The 14,298-nt window shown below is 45.1% G+C and carries 13 protein-coding genes; 9 read left to right on the plus strand and 4 right to left on the minus strand.

Annotated elements, in window-relative coordinates:
* Window positions 1-54 precede the first annotated feature (54 nt).
* The gene (locus ACXAFJ_RS17650; RefSeq protein WP_475325238.1) at window positions 55-399 is read left to right on the plus strand and encodes a hypothetical protein; all 345 of its coding nucleotides are present in this window, start codon (window positions 55-57) and stop codon (window positions 397-399) included.
* Window positions 365-883: a hypothetical protein gene (locus tag ACXAFJ_RS17655; protein WP_475325239.1), complete on the plus strand. Its 519-nt coding sequence runs from the start codon at window positions 365-367 to the stop codon at window positions 881-883. Before ACXAFJ_RS17650 ends, ACXAFJ_RS17655 begins: the two co-directional genes overlap by 35 nt.
* A gap of 73 nt (window positions 884-956) precedes the next feature.
* Here ACXAFJ_RS17655 and gcvP read toward each other — a convergent pair whose 3' ends face one another.
* From gcvP to ACXAFJ_RS17670, 3 genes are all read right to left on the minus strand, one after another.
* Window positions 957-3,836 (minus strand): aminomethyl-transferring glycine dehydrogenase, encoded by a 2,880-nt coding sequence (gcvP, locus tag ACXAFJ_RS17660; RefSeq protein WP_475325241.1) that lies wholly within the window; start codon window positions 3,834-3,836, stop codon window positions 957-959.
* A 97-nt stretch (window positions 3,837-3,933) separates the two neighbouring features.
* Complete coding sequence (gcvH, locus tag ACXAFJ_RS17665) at window positions 3,934-4,314, minus strand: glycine cleavage system protein GcvH (protein WP_475325242.1); 381 nt, start codon at window positions 4,312-4,314, stop codon at window positions 3,934-3,936.
* Window positions 4,315-4,352: 38 nt separating this feature from the next.
* Complete coding sequence (locus ACXAFJ_RS17670; protein WP_475325243.1) at window positions 4,353-5,648, minus strand: serine hydroxymethyltransferase; 1,296 nt, start codon at window positions 5,646-5,648, stop codon at window positions 4,353-4,355.
* Window positions 5,649-6,115: 467 nt separating this feature from the next.
* Between ACXAFJ_RS17670 and ACXAFJ_RS17675 the strand changes: the two genes are divergently transcribed.
* The 6 genes from ACXAFJ_RS17675 to ACXAFJ_RS17700 all read left to right on the plus strand — a co-directional run bounded on the left by ACXAFJ_RS17675 (window position 6,116) and on the right by ACXAFJ_RS17700 (window position 12,756).
* Window positions 6,116-6,739, plus strand: a complete 624-nt coding sequence (locus ACXAFJ_RS17675; RefSeq protein WP_475325245.1) for a helix-turn-helix domain-containing protein — start codon at window positions 6,116-6,118, stop codon at window positions 6,737-6,739.
* A 341-nt stretch (window positions 6,740-7,080) separates the two neighbouring features.
* Window positions 7,081-8,199, plus strand: coding sequence for a glycine cleavage system aminomethyltransferase GcvT (gene gcvT / locus ACXAFJ_RS17680; protein ID WP_475325246.1), 1,119 nt, complete (start codon window positions 7,081-7,083; stop codon window positions 8,197-8,199).
* 247 nt (window positions 8,200-8,446) lie between these two features.
* A complete protein-coding gene (locus ACXAFJ_RS17685) occupies window positions 8,447-9,514 on the plus strand; it encodes a hypothetical protein (protein ID WP_475325247.1) in 1,068 nt (355 codons plus the stop codon).
* A gap of 156 nt (window positions 9,515-9,670) precedes the next feature.
* A complete protein-coding gene (locus ACXAFJ_RS17690; RefSeq protein ID WP_475325249.1) occupies window positions 9,671-10,720 on the plus strand; it encodes a trypsin-like serine protease in 1,050 nt (349 codons plus the stop codon).
* 70 nt (window positions 10,721-10,790) lie between these two features.
* Window positions 10,791-11,879: a S1 family peptidase gene (locus ACXAFJ_RS17695; protein ID WP_475325250.1), complete on the plus strand. Its 1,089-nt coding sequence runs from the start codon at window positions 10,791-10,793 to the stop codon at window positions 11,877-11,879.
* Window positions 11,880-12,087: 208 nt separating this feature from the next.
* Window positions 12,088-12,756 carry a LuxR C-terminal-related transcriptional regulator gene (locus tag ACXAFJ_RS17700; RefSeq protein ID WP_475325251.1) on the plus strand — a complete coding sequence of 223 codons (669 nt, stop codon included), beginning with the start codon at window positions 12,088-12,090 and terminating at the stop codon, window positions 12,754-12,756.
* A 93-nt stretch (window positions 12,757-12,849) separates the two neighbouring features.
* On the opposite strand, the gene nadE is transcribed toward ACXAFJ_RS17700, so the two are convergent.
* Window positions 12,850-13,680, minus strand: coding sequence for an ammonia-dependent NAD(+) synthetase (gene nadE, locus ACXAFJ_RS17705; RefSeq protein ID WP_475325253.1), 831 nt, complete (start codon window positions 13,678-13,680; stop codon window positions 12,850-12,852).
* Between the two features lie 80 nt (window positions 13,681-13,760).
* On the opposite strand from nadE, the gene ACXAFJ_RS17710 reads away from it, so the two are divergent.
* Window positions 13,761-14,279, plus strand: coding sequence for a nicotinate-nicotinamide nucleotide adenylyltransferase (locus ACXAFJ_RS17710; RefSeq protein WP_475325254.1), 519 nt, complete (start codon window positions 13,761-13,763; stop codon window positions 14,277-14,279).
* Window positions 14,280-14,298 lie beyond the last annotated feature (19 nt).

Raw genomic sequence — 14,298 nt, forward strand, 5'->3', positions numbered from 1 at the left:
CAAAAAGCGATTGCTTAGACTGGCTTCATGTCGAGTGGCAAATTAGGAAGTAGTATGAAAGGCAACTTCTGTAGGATTGATGGATTCAAACCATCTCAAAGGACATTTACTGCTATACAAGAAATGAATGATGTTATTCAGATGAGTGGGTATTTGGAAGATATTGTAGGGCTTATTCCCTTCTACCATATATTTGCTGGTAGGAAAACATATACTGGTGTCGCGATTACCGCCGCAGGTTGGAATGCAACAGTCTACGATTGGAAGTTATTCAACGAGGCAATGGTGGCAATACCCCAAATTAAGCGTAATGCTTTAGAAAAAATTGCGCAGCGTGAGGCTTTAGTTGCAAGAGGGAAAGACTATGAATTTTGGTCATGTGTTTATAACTCTCTTTAGTTTTTTTGTTGTAAGCCTTTTATTTCCAAGCAGCGCTCAGGGAAATTATGAAGCGCAAAAAGTTAGCGTGCTGCAAATTGAACATACAAAAGCTTACGAGTTATTGAATAGTAAAATTTCAGGGTGTTTAGCGAAGAAAAAGTTGAATGCTCCCCGAGTCACAGACTCTTGGTTATTAACTCAGACTACAAATGTACAAAAATTAGTTTTGTTTGAGCTCTCAACTAATGCTGACCATCTTTGCTCAAAAACAGAAGAAGATGCATATGTTAGGACGCTGTTTGAACTAGCCGTTGCCAATCGAACTAAGGCACTTGAAGAGTATATTGCCCTAAAACGATACTCACAGCTTGACAAGGAAAGTATGAGTGTTCTTGATGGAATAGAGTTCGAAGAGATTTCCCGCCTGAAAGGTTTGGATAAATTCCAAACTCCGTTTGACCCTCTAAAAACGTTTACTCAGCTTGATCAAGCTCCTAAGTAAAAGTTTAAACAGTGGTGTTCAACAAAAAGGCGAACCAAACGGTTCGCCTTTCATTTCAAACACTAATTGTTAATTAGTCTTCGTAGTTTTCTACACTTGGGCAAGAACAGATCAGGTTACGGTCGCCGTAAACGTTGTCTACGCGGTTAACCGTTGGCCAGTACTTCGCGTCTTTCGCTTGAGCTGATGGGAAACACGCTACTTCACGTGAGTATGGGTGTGCCCATTCTTCAGCAGAAAGATCAGCTTGCGTGTGTGGTGCATTAACTAGTGGGTTATCTTCTAGTGACCACTCGCCAGCTTGTACCTTGTTGATCTCTTCGCGAATCGCGATCATCGCGTCACAGAAGCGATCTAGCTCAGCAAGGTCTTCTGATTCCGTTGGCTCAACCATTAGCGTACCCGCAACCGGGAACGACATAGTTGGCGCGTGGAAACCGTAGTCCATCAAACGCTTTGCAATGTCTTCATCGCTAATACCACTTTCTTCTTTTAGCGGACGGATATCGATGATGCACTCGTGTGCAACACGGCCATTAGTACCGCGGTACAGCACAGGGTAGTGTGGACGCAGGCGTTCCATCACGTAGTTAGCGTTCAGAATTGCAACTTTAGTGGCGTCAGTTAGGCCTTTGTTACCCATCATGGCAATGTATGCCCATGAAATAGGTAAGATAGAGGCACTGCCTAAATCTGCTGCTGCAACGGCGTGGTCGTCACCTTCTACACCGTTTTCAACGTGACCCGGTAGGAAAGGTGCTAGGTGAGATTTAACACCAATAGGACCCATACCTGGACCGCCACCACCGTGTGGGATACAGAACGTTTTGTGTAGGTTCAAGTGAGAAACGTCTGAACCGATGAAGCCAGGAGAAGTTAGACCAACCTGTGCGTTCATGTTCGCACCGTCTAGGTAAACCTGACCGCCCGCACCATGTACCATGTCGCACACTTCTTTCACGTGCTCTTCAAATACACCGTGAGTAGACGGGTAAGTGATCATGATGCTTGATAGGTTGTCTCTGTGCTTCTCGATCTTAGCTGCTAGGTCTTCGATGTCGATGTTACCGTCATCATCACACTTCACCACCACAACTTTCATTGAAACCATTGAAGCAGTTGCTGGGTTAGTACCGTGTGCAGAGCTTGGAATCAAACATACGTTACGGTGACCTTCGCCACGGCTTGTATGGTAGCGTTGAATCGCGATAAGACCTGCGTATTCACCCGATGCGCCTGAGTTTGGCTGTAGTGAGAATGCATCATAGCCTGTGATTTCACATAGCTTTTGCTTAAGGTCTTCCGCTAGTGCTGAGTAGCCCGCTGCTTGCTCGATTGGCGCGAATGGGTGAATGCCACCAAATTCAGGCCAAGTCACAGGAATCATCTCAGCTGCTGCGTTTAGCTTCATGGTACATGAACCTAGTGGGATCATGCCGTGAGTCAGTGAGAAGTCTTTGTTTTCAAGCTTTTTCAGGTAACGCATCATTTGCGTTTCGCTGTGGTGCGTGTTGAAAACAGGGTGAGTCAAGAACTCAGTGCTACGACGAACATCTGCTGGAATCGCAGCAAATTCGTCAGCGCCAATTTCAGCAGAAAGTGTCGCTACGTCTGCCTCTACGCCGAATACTGTAAATAGTGCTTCTACGTCAGCCGTTGTCGTTGTTTCATCTAAGCTGATACCGATTTGGCCATCAAGCTTGCGCAGGTTGATGTCTGCAGCTTGCGCTTTTTGGTATAGCGAATCTGTGTTGTCGCCAGTGTTTAGCGTGATGGTGTCGAAGAAACCAGTGTGCGCCAGTTCGAAACCTGATTTAGTTAGGCCAGACGCCAAGATCGCTGTGTAGTGGTGCGTACGACGAGCAATAGTGCGCAAACCTTCTGGGCCGTGGAATACGGCAAAGAAAGACGCCATGTTTGCGAGCAGTGCTTGAGCAGTACAGATGTTTGACGTCGCTTTCTCGCGGCGGATGTGCTGCTCACGAGTTTGCATTGCCATGCGAAGCGCTTGCTTGCCTTTGGCATCAATAGAAACACCGATAACACGGCCAGGCATAGTACGCTTGTGCTTTTCACGAGTAGCCATGAATGCCGCGTGTGGACCACCGTAACCCATTGGTACGCCGAAACGCTGCGCAGAACCAATCACTACATCTGCACCCATCTCGCCAGCTGGTTTGATAAGCGTTGATGCCAATAGGTCAGTAGCAACAGCAACTAGAGTTTTGTTCTTCTGAGCTGCCGCGATAACGTCAGTTAGATCGCGAACTTCACCAGTTGTAGTTGGGTATTGAAGTAGGGCACCGAATACATCGTGCTCAGGCAGGCTATCTGTTTTTGCTACTACTACTTCAAAACCGATGAACTCAGCACGGGTTTTTACTACTGCGATAGTTTGAGGGTGAACATCGTCGGCCACGAAGAACACATTGCTCTTGCTCTTGCCTGAACGCTTACATAGCGTCATGGCTTCAGCGGCGGCTGTCGCTTCATCAAGTAGTGATGCGTTAGCGATGTCCATGCCTGTTAGGTCCATAACCATTTGCTGGAAGTTCAGCAATGATTCAAGACGACCTTGAGAAATTTCTGGTTGGTATGGCGTGTACGCTGTGTACCAGCCTGGGTTTTCCAACACGTTGCGCAAGATGACGTTTGGCGTGAAGGTGTTGTAGTAACCTTGGCCGATGAACGTGCGCTTAAGTTGGTTTTTGTCGGCGAACTCGCGCATGGCAACTAACATGTCTGCTTCGCTTTTCGCGTCAGCAATCTTCATGTCTTCAAGCACGCGAATTTGCGCTGGAACAGTTTCGTCGATCAGTGTATCTAGGTTTTGAGCATTGATGGCCTGAAGCATTTTTAGTTGCTCAGCGGCGTTTGGACCGTTGTGGCGACCAACAAATTCGTTTTGAGTGCCTAAGCTTTCTAGCAATGGGCTTTGAAGTAATTCTGTCATGGTTCCTTTACCTTCTCATTAGTACGGGTTTTGGTAGCGTACTAAGAAAAACTGCCCACTCGGGTTAGAAGTGGGCAGGTTACAACATTTGGGCTTATTACTCTTCGTCGATAAGCTCTTGATATTCTTCAGCTGATTTTAGGTTGTCTAGCTCACCTGCATCAGACAATTTCACTTTAACAATCCAACCACCTTCGTATGGTTCTTCGTTAATCAACTCTGGGCTGTCTTCTAGCTCTTCGTTGATTTCTACGATTTCACCAGTGATTGGTGCGTAGATGTCTGAAGCAGCTTTTACTGACTCAACAAGAGAAAAGCTATCACCAGCTTCAATCTCGTCTTCCACTTCTGGTAGGTCAACAAAAACAACGTCACCCAACATTTCTTGTGCATGCTCAGAAATACCGATAGTGACAGTGCCATCACCATTGTCACGAACCCACTCGTGGCTTTCGGCAAACTTCAGTGTAGTGTCCATTGCATAATCTCCAAATACTTGAACGGATCTAAATTTTTTTACTGGTAAAGCGGGAATCGGCGGCACAGCTCTTTCACTTGTTTGCGAACGCGCTGCTCCACTTCGGCGTTGCCTTCTGGGTTATCCACTAACCCATCTAATACGTCGCCAATCCAATTACCGATTTGTTTGAATTCTTCAATACCAAAACCGCGGCTTGTGCCTGCAGGAGTTCCCAAACGAATTCCCGACGTAATCATAGGCTTTTCTGTGTCGAATGGAATGCCGTTTTTATTACATGTGATCCCTGCACGCTCTAGGGCTTCTTCGGTCTGGTTGCCTTTCAGGCCTTTTGGTCGCAAATCAACCAACATTAGGTGGGTGTCAGTGCCACCCGTCACTATGTCACAACCGCGTTCTTTCAATACCGCCGCCATTGCGCGCGCGTTTTCAATAACGCTGTCGATGTAAGCGCTAAAATCTGGACCTAGCGCTTCACCAAATGCCACTGCTTTTGCCGCGATAACGTGCATTAGTGGTCCACCTTGAAGGCCAGGGAATACTGCTGAGTTGATTTTTTTGATGATGTCTTCGTGGTTGGTCAAGATCATACCGCCACGAGGTCCACGCAGTGTTTTGTGTGTTGTGGTCGTTACAACATGAGCATGCGGCAGTGGGCTAGGGTGAGCACCTGTGGCAATTAAGCCAGCGATGTGCGCCATATCAACCATTAAAAGAGCGCCTACTTCATCGGCAATTTCACGGAACTTGGCAAAATCAATGACGCGAGGAATCGCACTGCCGCCAGCGATGATCATCTTTGGTTTGTGCTCGACAGCAAGCTCACGCACTTGGTCGTAGTCGATTTCTAGGGTGTCACGATCAACACCGTACTGAACTGCATTGAACCATTTACCTGAAAGCGCAGGGCGTGCACCATGCGTAAGGTGGCCACCGGCATCGAGGGACATACCCAAAATCGTATCACCCGGCTGCAGTAGTGCTAGTTTAACTGCACCATTGGCTTGCGCCCCAGAGTGAGGTTGAACGTTGGCGTACTCACACTTGAATAGCATTTTTGCACGTTCAATTGCGAGTGCTTCTACCGTATCAACATGCTCACAGCCGCCGTAGTAGCGACGACCTGGATAGCCTTCTGCGTACTTGTTGGTTAAACAAGTGCCCTGTGCTTGCATAACTGCCTTAGACACGATGTTTTCAGATGCGATGAGCTCGATCTGTTCATTTTGACGCGTGAACTCTTGCTGAATACCAGCGAAGACCGCATCGTCTGTCGCAGACAAGTTAGTAGAAAAGAAGTTATCTAAGCGATGGTTTTGGTATGTGTTACTCATAATTCGCTGACCTTATGTTTCGCGTAGCAAGTCTGTTTATGTAGGGTAGAGTTTTCTCTTGCTACCTTGTTTCACTTCTAAAACGCTTCAGCACGGCTCTTTTATCACGTGGTTTACTTGATAGAAGAATCCGCTTGTTGCTGATTTACAACGCTTTGTCAGTGCGATTGTGCATTCATTGTTCAAGCAGACCTTTTTATGTGCATTTTGGTGGTCTTGCGTGCAAGAAAACGTTTGCGCCATCTAACAAATCGGTAACATAACCCTACAGACGATAAGTTTCAACCAGAAATTTCCTATTGGAAACATGGTTTCTATTTTTGCTAACTAGCGCACCCTTTATTCTGATGCTGCTTCTTTCATCACTTGGTTGCATGATGCACAATGAAAAGACAAGGAAGTGTTTCCTCAGTTTTGAAAACAAGAGGAAACAAACAGAACAAAAATAAAGAGAATGAGGCCCCTCTATGTCTGAAGATATTTACGACGAATACCCATCGTTGACCTTGGCGAAAGAGCAACAAGAGCAGGCAATCGAACCGCTAAAATTGGGGCAAAGAATTAAAGAAATTCGCTCGAAACTTGGGCTGACGTTAGAAGAAGCTAGCCAACGTACTGGCCTTGCTCGCTCCACCCTGAGCAAAATTGAAAATGAGCAGATTTCACCTACCTTTCAGGCCATGCAAAAACTGGCGACTGGCCTAGAGATTGAAATGCCACAACTGTTTGAACCACCAAGAAAAAAAGTGGCAACAGGGCGTAGAGATTTAACCCGTAAAAACGAGGGCAAAACCCACCCGACCCAAACCTATGAGCACGAGCTTTTAGCTACCCAATTATCTAACAAAAAGATGATGCCATTCAAAAGCCGAGTACGCGCTAGGGCCTTCGAAGAATACAGTGATTGGGTGCGCCATGACGGCGAAGAGTTTTTGCTTATCCTAGACGGGTCAGTGATGTTCTACAGTGAGTTCTATGAACCCGTAGAAATGAACGAAGGTGATACGGTTTATTACGATGCCAACATGGGACATATGTTGGTGTCTACCAGTGAAGAAGATGCACATATTTTATGGGTGACGGCGAAATAAACCGCAAACAGTTAAGTTTCCTATAGTGAAAGCAAACGTTTGCTTTTGCGGTGAACTGCGCTAAACTCGCGGCGTTTTGTGACGAGCGTAACGGGATTTGTAAAGAAATTGCGTTTGTTAGAGATGTAAACAACCTGTTAAAAGTCACATTTTTGCGTATGTGTTGTGAGACAAGCGTGAAATAAATCTGTTAGTTTGTTTACTATAGGAAACATGAAGTGCGCGATTGATCGCCCTTCAGGTTCTTTACATACAGCTTCTTCTTATATGCAGCGAGAAATTTCAGTGATTTGAACACTAGGATTGCTGCCTGTAGCGGGTCGAGTTCAACGGAGATAACCATGACTCAAGAATTACTAACTACACCTTTGCACGCGGTTCATGTTGAAGCGGGCGCAAAAATGGTTCCTTTTGCTGGTTTTGATATGCCAGTGCAATACAAACTAGGTGTAAAAAAAGAGCACTTGCACACGCGTGATAACGCAGGTTTGTTTGATGTATCGCACATGGGGCAACTTCGTCTAATTGGCGAAGGCGCTGCTGCATTTTTAGAGTCTTTGGTTCCTGTTGATATTGTTGACCTTGAATCAGGTAAACAGCGTTATGCGTTCTTTACTAATGAGCAAGGCGGCATCATGGATGACTTGATGGTGGCGAACTTAGGCGATCATCTATTTGTTGTGGTAAACGCGGCGTGTAAAGAGCAAGACATCGCGCACCTACGTGCCAACCTGCCAGCAGATGTTGAACTGGAAGTGATTGAAGACCGCGCGCTACTTGCGCTTCAAGGTCCTAAAGCGTCAGCAGTTCTAGCGCGCTTCCAACCAGCGGTTGCCGATATGCTGTTCATGGATATCCAAAAAATTGATATCGATGGCGTTGAGTGCATTGTGAGCCGCAGTGGCTACACGGGTGAAGACGGTTATGAAATTTCCGTTCCTGCCGATCAGGCGGTGGCGCTAGCAAACAAACTTACCTCTGAAGATGAAGTAGAATGGATTGGTCTTGGTGCTCGTGACTCGCTGCGCCTTGAGTGTGGTTTGTGTCTATACGGCCACGATTTGGACACCACAACCACACCAGTTGAAGCGTCACTACTTTGGGGTATTCAGAAAGTGCGTCGTACTGGTGGTGATCGCGAAGGTGGTTTCCCAGGTGCGGACATTATTCTTAAGCAAATCGAAACCAAAGACGTTGCCCGTAAGCGTGTTGGCTTGGTTGGCCAAACTAAGGCTCCAGTACGTGAAGGTGCGGAGTTGTTTGATGCAGAAGGCAACAAGATTGGTATAGTAACCAGTGGAACCGCTGGACCAAATGCGGGTAAGCCGGTATCTATGGGTTACGTGGCAACTGAGTTTGCTCCTGTCGGAACCGAAGTATTTGCCGAAGTTCGTGGTAAGAAGTTGGCAATGACGGTAGAGAAAATGCCGTTCGTTCCACAGCGCTACTACCGCGGCTAATCTTAATTGTTGAGATAAGTTATTGAGTTTAAACGGTCCTTTTCAGGGCCGTTTTTTGTTTCTATTCCTGCCAATTTGACTCAGTTTCAAATAACTAAAGTTTGAGATAGTTACGAGCTATTTCACGTAAACCACTCAATCCAATGAATTAAGTTACCGGCTCAGACATAATCTTGTGCTCAAAAAGTCAGCGAGGTAACCGTGAGAGTTACCGATTTCAACTTAAAAAACAAAACGGAGTTTGGGAATGAAGAAGTCTATTAGGATAATGGCGGGTTTATTAACTTTTTTGGCGGCAGCGCCTTCAATGGCAGCGCTTAACATCACACTAGAAGTTTTGCCCAACCCGCCAGAAGCGCCCAAAGGCACCAGTGCCAAACTGGTGGATGCCGATGGCTCTGATTTTGTGTTTGTAGGGTCTAAACCCAACGACGGTGGCAAAGGTAAAATCCCACTCGCGTATCATTGGAATGCGCAGCAAGGTTTCTCCCATCTAGGACTGTTAAACAACCGCAACGTATTGGTTGCCATGGACATCTCGGACGATGGAAAAAAAGTGGTGGGTCATAACGGCGGACAAAGTTTCTTCTGGACTAAACAAAGCAGCGAAAAGCAAAACAAAATGCAGGAAATACCGCGTTTAAAAAGCAACTATATTTCAACTGCAATTTCGATGTCTGCAGACGGTGAAACGGTTGTCGGTTATGCGGGTTGGGGCGATGATATGGCCGCATTTCGCTGGCAAACCGGTAATGGCAAGCTGTCTGAAATTGGCACTGGTAAAGACAAGCTGAGTTGGCGCAGCGCTACTTTTGTTTCACAAGACGCGAGTGTTATCGTTGGTAGCACCGGTAAAGATGTCTACAAATGGAGTGAAGATGCTGGCTTCGTAGCTTTGAAAGACCCACAGGGCTGCAGCTTTATTGCCGAAGACGTATCGCATGATGGGACAACCATAGCTGGGCGATGCAGTGTAGACATGCCCGTAATTTGGAATGAGTCACAAGGGTATGTGTTTTTGCCTATGCCAGATGGCGCGAAGAGCACCATGATCACCGCGATGTCGGGAGATGGAAAGCGTTTTTTGGGCAGTACTAGATTTGAAGGTAACGATTACGAAACGGTGAAAAAGCCGATTCTTTGGGACAACAACACTATTTATTTTTTGGATAATATCATTCGCGAGCAACGGGGTAATCGCATTATGAACCGTGTTTGGGTTTCCAATATTTCATCGGATGGCAATGTGATTGTTGGCGGCTACCAAGACAATAATGGTCGTAATTATCCAATTAAGCTCACGCTGACTGACTAATTGAAAAAGCCGGGTTACATGGCTTGAAGTAGTGACTTCGAGCCGTTTTTAACCTTCCATTACTTGAACAGCTAATTCCTAAATAAGGAATATTGCGACGCACATCTCAACTTCGGTGACTACACTTAATAGTGTTAGTCGAAACCGGAGTCCTAGATGCGAACTGAGCGGTTTTCTCTTCTTTCACTGAAGTACCTGACACTGCTGATTGTTTTTCATGCAGCATTGTTTTTTGCACCCCAAGTTCGAGCCCAATCAGTGACGCCATACATCATCAATGGCAGTGATGTCACCAATATGGCGCCTTATCCCTCATTTGCCGCCTTGTATATTGGTTTCAATACAACCTCTGGTTCCCAGTATTGTGGGGCTACCATGATCAATGATAACTATGCGTTAACCGCAGCTCATTGCATTTACGAGTCGTCTTTTCGAGTGCTCTACACCTATATTGTTCCGCAGGCGCGTTTGGAATCTGATTTTGCCGTCCTGCAAAAGTCGAGAATCTCAGAGGTCTACTTCCCAGATGGTTACATCCAATCAAGCTTCTTTTTGTGGCCTGATGATATCGCCATATTAAAATTGGAAACGCCAATCAGCGTCGGTGATCAAACCAGTTTATTAAGCTCAACTTATGATGATACATATCCTGGATCAGATACTTTCGTTGCGATAGGTCACGGTTACGAGGAAGGTGGAGCAGATGGAGACGTGTTAAGAGCGACCACATTAAATTTCGTCAGCTACTCATCGTGTAGGGCTTACTACGGGTCGGCGTTAACTACAAACCAGATCTGTTTCGACGGTGATTTTGATGCCGGTTCAGTACTTAAAAATTCGACTTGCGGTGGGGACTCTGGTGGTCCTGTTTATCGCTACAACGGTGCCCAGTATATACAGATAGGCTTAACGAGTTTTGGCCCCTCAACGTGTGGTGATCCAAACCAACCTGTGACCTCTGTATTTACGGAAGTGTCCGATTATTATCCTTGGATTACGAGTGTAATTAGTGGTGGCCAGACTCCAAAATATACGGTTCAGAACGTTGCAAGTGTTAGAACCTTTACTAGTAACTACAACGCAACCACAGTGTCAGGAAATACCATTTCAACGGTGAATACCAGCGAACAGTCAAGTGGCGGTAGCGCAACCTGGTGGTGGTTATTTGGCCTGGTTGCTGTCGGTTTACGCAAACGAGCACGGTGATTTTCGGTAACAGTCACACATTGTAAATCAGCGATAACTTTGCCTTTATCCAGTCAGTAAAATGTTGATAATGGTTAAAAAATCCGAACGGCTAGCCGCAGTGAACCGAATCAAATCCAAGTTATCCCAATTCTCAAACGTGAGCTATGCGTTAAGTATATTTTTTACCTGCGCGATTCCTACGTTCGTTCAAGCGCAAACTGTAACTCCGTATATCGTTAATGGATCTGATGCATCCATTGCTAACTATCAATCATTCTCAATCTTTTATACGGATGATGGGGTTACCAAAACGTTTAAGTGTGGTGCGACGCTAATTGATCAAAAGTATGCGATGACAGCAGCGCATTGCGTTTTTGGTAATTCTGACAACGATATACTGAATACAAAAATCGCTCATGGTGTAGAGACATTATCTGCAGCTAACATCGATAGTGCAGTCAACTCTAGAATTTCGAAAATTTACTATCCAGATAATTATCAAAACGGCGGCCTGTATCCTAATGATATTGCAATTTTGGAACTGGAAAATACACTAAACGTCCAGTCATCTTCCACACTAGCTTCTTACCTTATCCAAGGGTTTAACAATACATACCCAAATACCAAAACATATACAGCAATTGGGCACGGACAGATCGCGGGAAATATTGACAACCCGACAAATCGCTTGCAGCAAGTGGACCTAAATTTTGTTGAGAGCTCAACTTGCCGCAGCGTATACGGTGGTATCAATAGTAGCCAGATTTGTTTCACTGGTACCGAAGATAAAGATCTTGTTGCCCACTTGGGTTCTACGTGTAAAGGGGATTCCGGTGGGCCTATCTATATGGATGTTGGTGGCGAGATAAAGCAGATCGGCATTACCAGTTTTGGTGCAAATACGTGTGGCGACACTACGCAATCGAAAGTGACCTCAGTATTTACAGAAGTACGCGATTATCTCAGCTGGATTAACTGGGTGAAGCGAGGGTGTGTTACGCCAAAGGCTGAAGTGATTGATAATGGTGGAGGTCGAACTGTCGCCAGAAATACTACAGCAAATTCGACAGCCTTATGCGTGACTTCTGAATCAAGTAGCGGTGGAAGTGTGTCACTAATTTGGTTGGCGTTGTTTGGATTTGTTTTACTGTCTCGTAAAATGTTGCACAGAAACTAGATGCACTTTAGTTTTAGATGGTCTTAGACACACTTTGTAAAATCTTGGTCAAATTGTGGTTATCTCATATTTGAGAAATATTTTAAGTGATTGAATCTTAATAAAATAATACCGTCGGTCGTTCTATATCACATTTCATGAGGTTGACGAATTCCAACTAAACGATAGTTTTAAGTTATACATCGTTTAACTGCTGGAGAGGTAAACCATGATGGAAAATAGTGTTCACCAAGTTACATTGCTGTCTGATGTCAGTATGCAAAGTAAATTGTTCAAGGACTCATTAGAAAAAGGCATCCAGCTTAGTGTAAATATTGTTTCGGTTGCTGAACTGACACAGGATGGAGGGGCTCGCCCAACTTTGGGTGACTACATTCTTATAGATTTTAACTATCTATCAGACAACAAATTTGAAATATATTCGCAAGCTAAAGCCACATTAAACAGTGCCGTCAAAGAGATCATTATCAACTGCCCGAAGGATGTCCCTTCAAGTCAGTTGTTTAAATGGCGTAATCTCGTGGGGGTGTTTTATGTCGATGATGATATTGATTTGCTGCTGAAAGGCATGCAAAAGATCATGGAAGACGAAATGTGGTTGTCACGCAAGGTTGCTCAAGACTATATCGAGCACTATCGGGGCGCCAATACGGTGACTACGTCACAAGCATACGCCAACCTAACTCGCCGAGAAAAAGAGATCATGCAATTACTTGGACAAGGTGCGTCCAATATGAAAATTGCTGAAGAGCTTTTTGTTAGTGAAAATACAGTGAAAACTCACTTACACAATATTTTCAAAAAGATTAACGCTAAAAACCGTCTACAAGCCCTGTTATGGGCAAATAATAATATCGGTATTGAAGAGCGAATTTAAACAAGCTTTTGAAAACTATTGTTCAAACGATGTATATCGGGGGAAAGAAAGGGAAGCGATTTGCTTCCCTTTTTGATTTTTGGCAAACGTTACTTAATCGTAAATCGTTGGGATAGGTTGACGCTTGTGTTGGGTCACCTGATAGATTTTCACTAAGCGCTCGGTAACCGCTTGTGATACAGGCTTACCTTCCAAGAAATCATCAATTTGCTCGTAGCTTAGGTTCAGCGCATCTTCATCCGCTTTTTGAGGATCAAGCTCTTCCAGATCAGCGGTCGGGACTTTATTTACCAACTGTTCCGGCGCTCCGAGATGAGCTGCAATTTGCCTGACTTGACGTTTACTTAGGCCAAACAAAGGGGCCAAATCACAAGCTCCATCACCGTATTTGGTGTAAAAACCAGTGATGTTTTCTGCTGAATGGTCAGTTCCCAACACTAGTCCGCCAACAAGTCCAGCAATTTCGTATTGAGCCACCATACGGGCACGAGCTTTCACGTTACCTTTAACAAAGTCTACTTTTGCAGCATCAGTTGGGATTAAACCTGTATTCTCAAGAGCAGATAGAGTCGATGCGTGTATACCGTCAACACCATCTTTAACGTTAACTGAAACAGATTGACTGGCCTTTATAAAAGAAAGTGCGAGCTGCGCTTCGTCTTCGTCTTTTTGTTCGCCATAGGGTAATCGAACAGCAATAAATTGATAGTCGCTGGAGCCAGTTTCTTCATTGAGTTGATTGACTGCAAGTTGAGCGAGACGGCCACAAGTTGTGGAATCGACACCACCACTAATACCAAGAACCAAGAATCGAGTGCCAGATGCTTGTAGAGTCTGTTTAATGAATTTAACGCGACGTTGAACTTCAAAGTCCGCATCAATTGAAGGCAGAACGCGCATCTCGTCTCTGATCTGTTGTTCCATTGCATTTCCTTTATGCTGCTTAGACAATTTTCAGTATCATACCTTACCTAAGTTATGTTTGAGTAGTGCACGGAGACATCATGAGTCGAATTGCCATATTTGGTAGCGCGTTTAATCCACCGAGTTTAGGGCACAAGAGTGTCATTGATTCGCTGCAACACTTTGATCAAATTTGGTTGGTGCCGAGTATTTCACACGCGTGGGGTAAGCAAATGCTCGATTTTGATTTCCGTTGTCAGCTAGTCGAGGCTTTCATTAATGATCTTGCCAATCCAGATATTCGTTTGTGTACAGAAGAGCAGAGATTGTTTGACGGAGACAACTCAGTTACCACGTTTGATTTGTTGAGCCACCTACAGGCTAAACACGCCGACTGCCAATTTACATTTGTCATGGGGCCAGACAACTTGTTGAACTTTGCTAAATTCTACAAAGCTGACGAGATTTTAAGCCGCTGGTCTGTATTAACTTGTCCTGAAGTTCTGCCGGTTCGCAGTACTCAGATTCGCGAAGCGCTTGCTCAGTCAAAACCTATCAGGCACTTGGTCACTCCCGCCGTTGCCGAAAAGCTGACGCTATCTGATGCTTATTCAGGTTGAGCTAAAGTACAACTAAATT

The organism is Vibrio sp. ABH4_348, assembly GCF_056159765.1.

Coding starts and splice junctions, on each gene's coding strand:
- gcvT (WP_475325246.1), top strand. CDS start 7,081: ATGACTCAAGAATTACTAACTACACCTTTGCACGCGGTTCATGTTGAA.
- gcvH (WP_475325242.1), bottom strand. CDS start 4,314: ATGGACACTACACTGAAGTTTGCCGAAAGCCACGAGTGGGTTCGTGAC.
- ACXAFJ_RS17700 (WP_475325251.1), top strand. CDS start 12,088: ATGATGGAAAATAGTGTTCACCAAGTTACATTGCTGTCTGATGTCAGT.
- ACXAFJ_RS17655 (WP_475325239.1), top strand. CDS start 365: ATGAATTTTGGTCATGTGTTTATAACTCTCTTTAGTTTTTTTGTTGTA.
- ACXAFJ_RS17685 (WP_475325247.1), top strand. CDS start 8,447: ATGAAGAAGTCTATTAGGATAATGGCGGGTTTATTAACTTTTTTGGCG.
- ACXAFJ_RS17675 (WP_475325245.1), top strand. CDS start 6,116: ATGTCTGAAGATATTTACGACGAATACCCATCGTTGACCTTGGCGAAA.
- ACXAFJ_RS17650 (WP_475325238.1), top strand. CDS start 55: ATGAAAGGCAACTTCTGTAGGATTGATGGATTCAAACCATCTCAAAGG.
- ACXAFJ_RS17670 (WP_475325243.1), bottom strand. CDS start 5,648: ATGAGTAACACATACCAAAACCATCGCTTAGATAACTTCTTTTCTACT.
- ACXAFJ_RS17690 (WP_475325249.1), top strand. CDS start 9,671: ATGCGAACTGAGCGGTTTTCTCTTCTTTCACTGAAGTACCTGACACTG.
- ACXAFJ_RS17710 (WP_475325254.1), top strand. CDS start 13,761: ATGAGTCGAATTGCCATATTTGGTAGCGCGTTTAATCCACCGAGTTTA.
- ACXAFJ_RS17695 (WP_475325250.1), top strand. CDS start 10,791: ATGGTTAAAAAATCCGAACGGCTAGCCGCAGTGAACCGAATCAAATCC.
- gcvP (WP_475325241.1), bottom strand. CDS start 3,836: ATGACAGAATTACTTCAAAGCCCATTGCTAGAAAGCTTAGGCACTCAA.
- nadE (WP_475325253.1), bottom strand. CDS start 13,680: ATGGAACAACAGATCAGAGACGAGATGCGCGTTCTGCCTTCAATTGAT.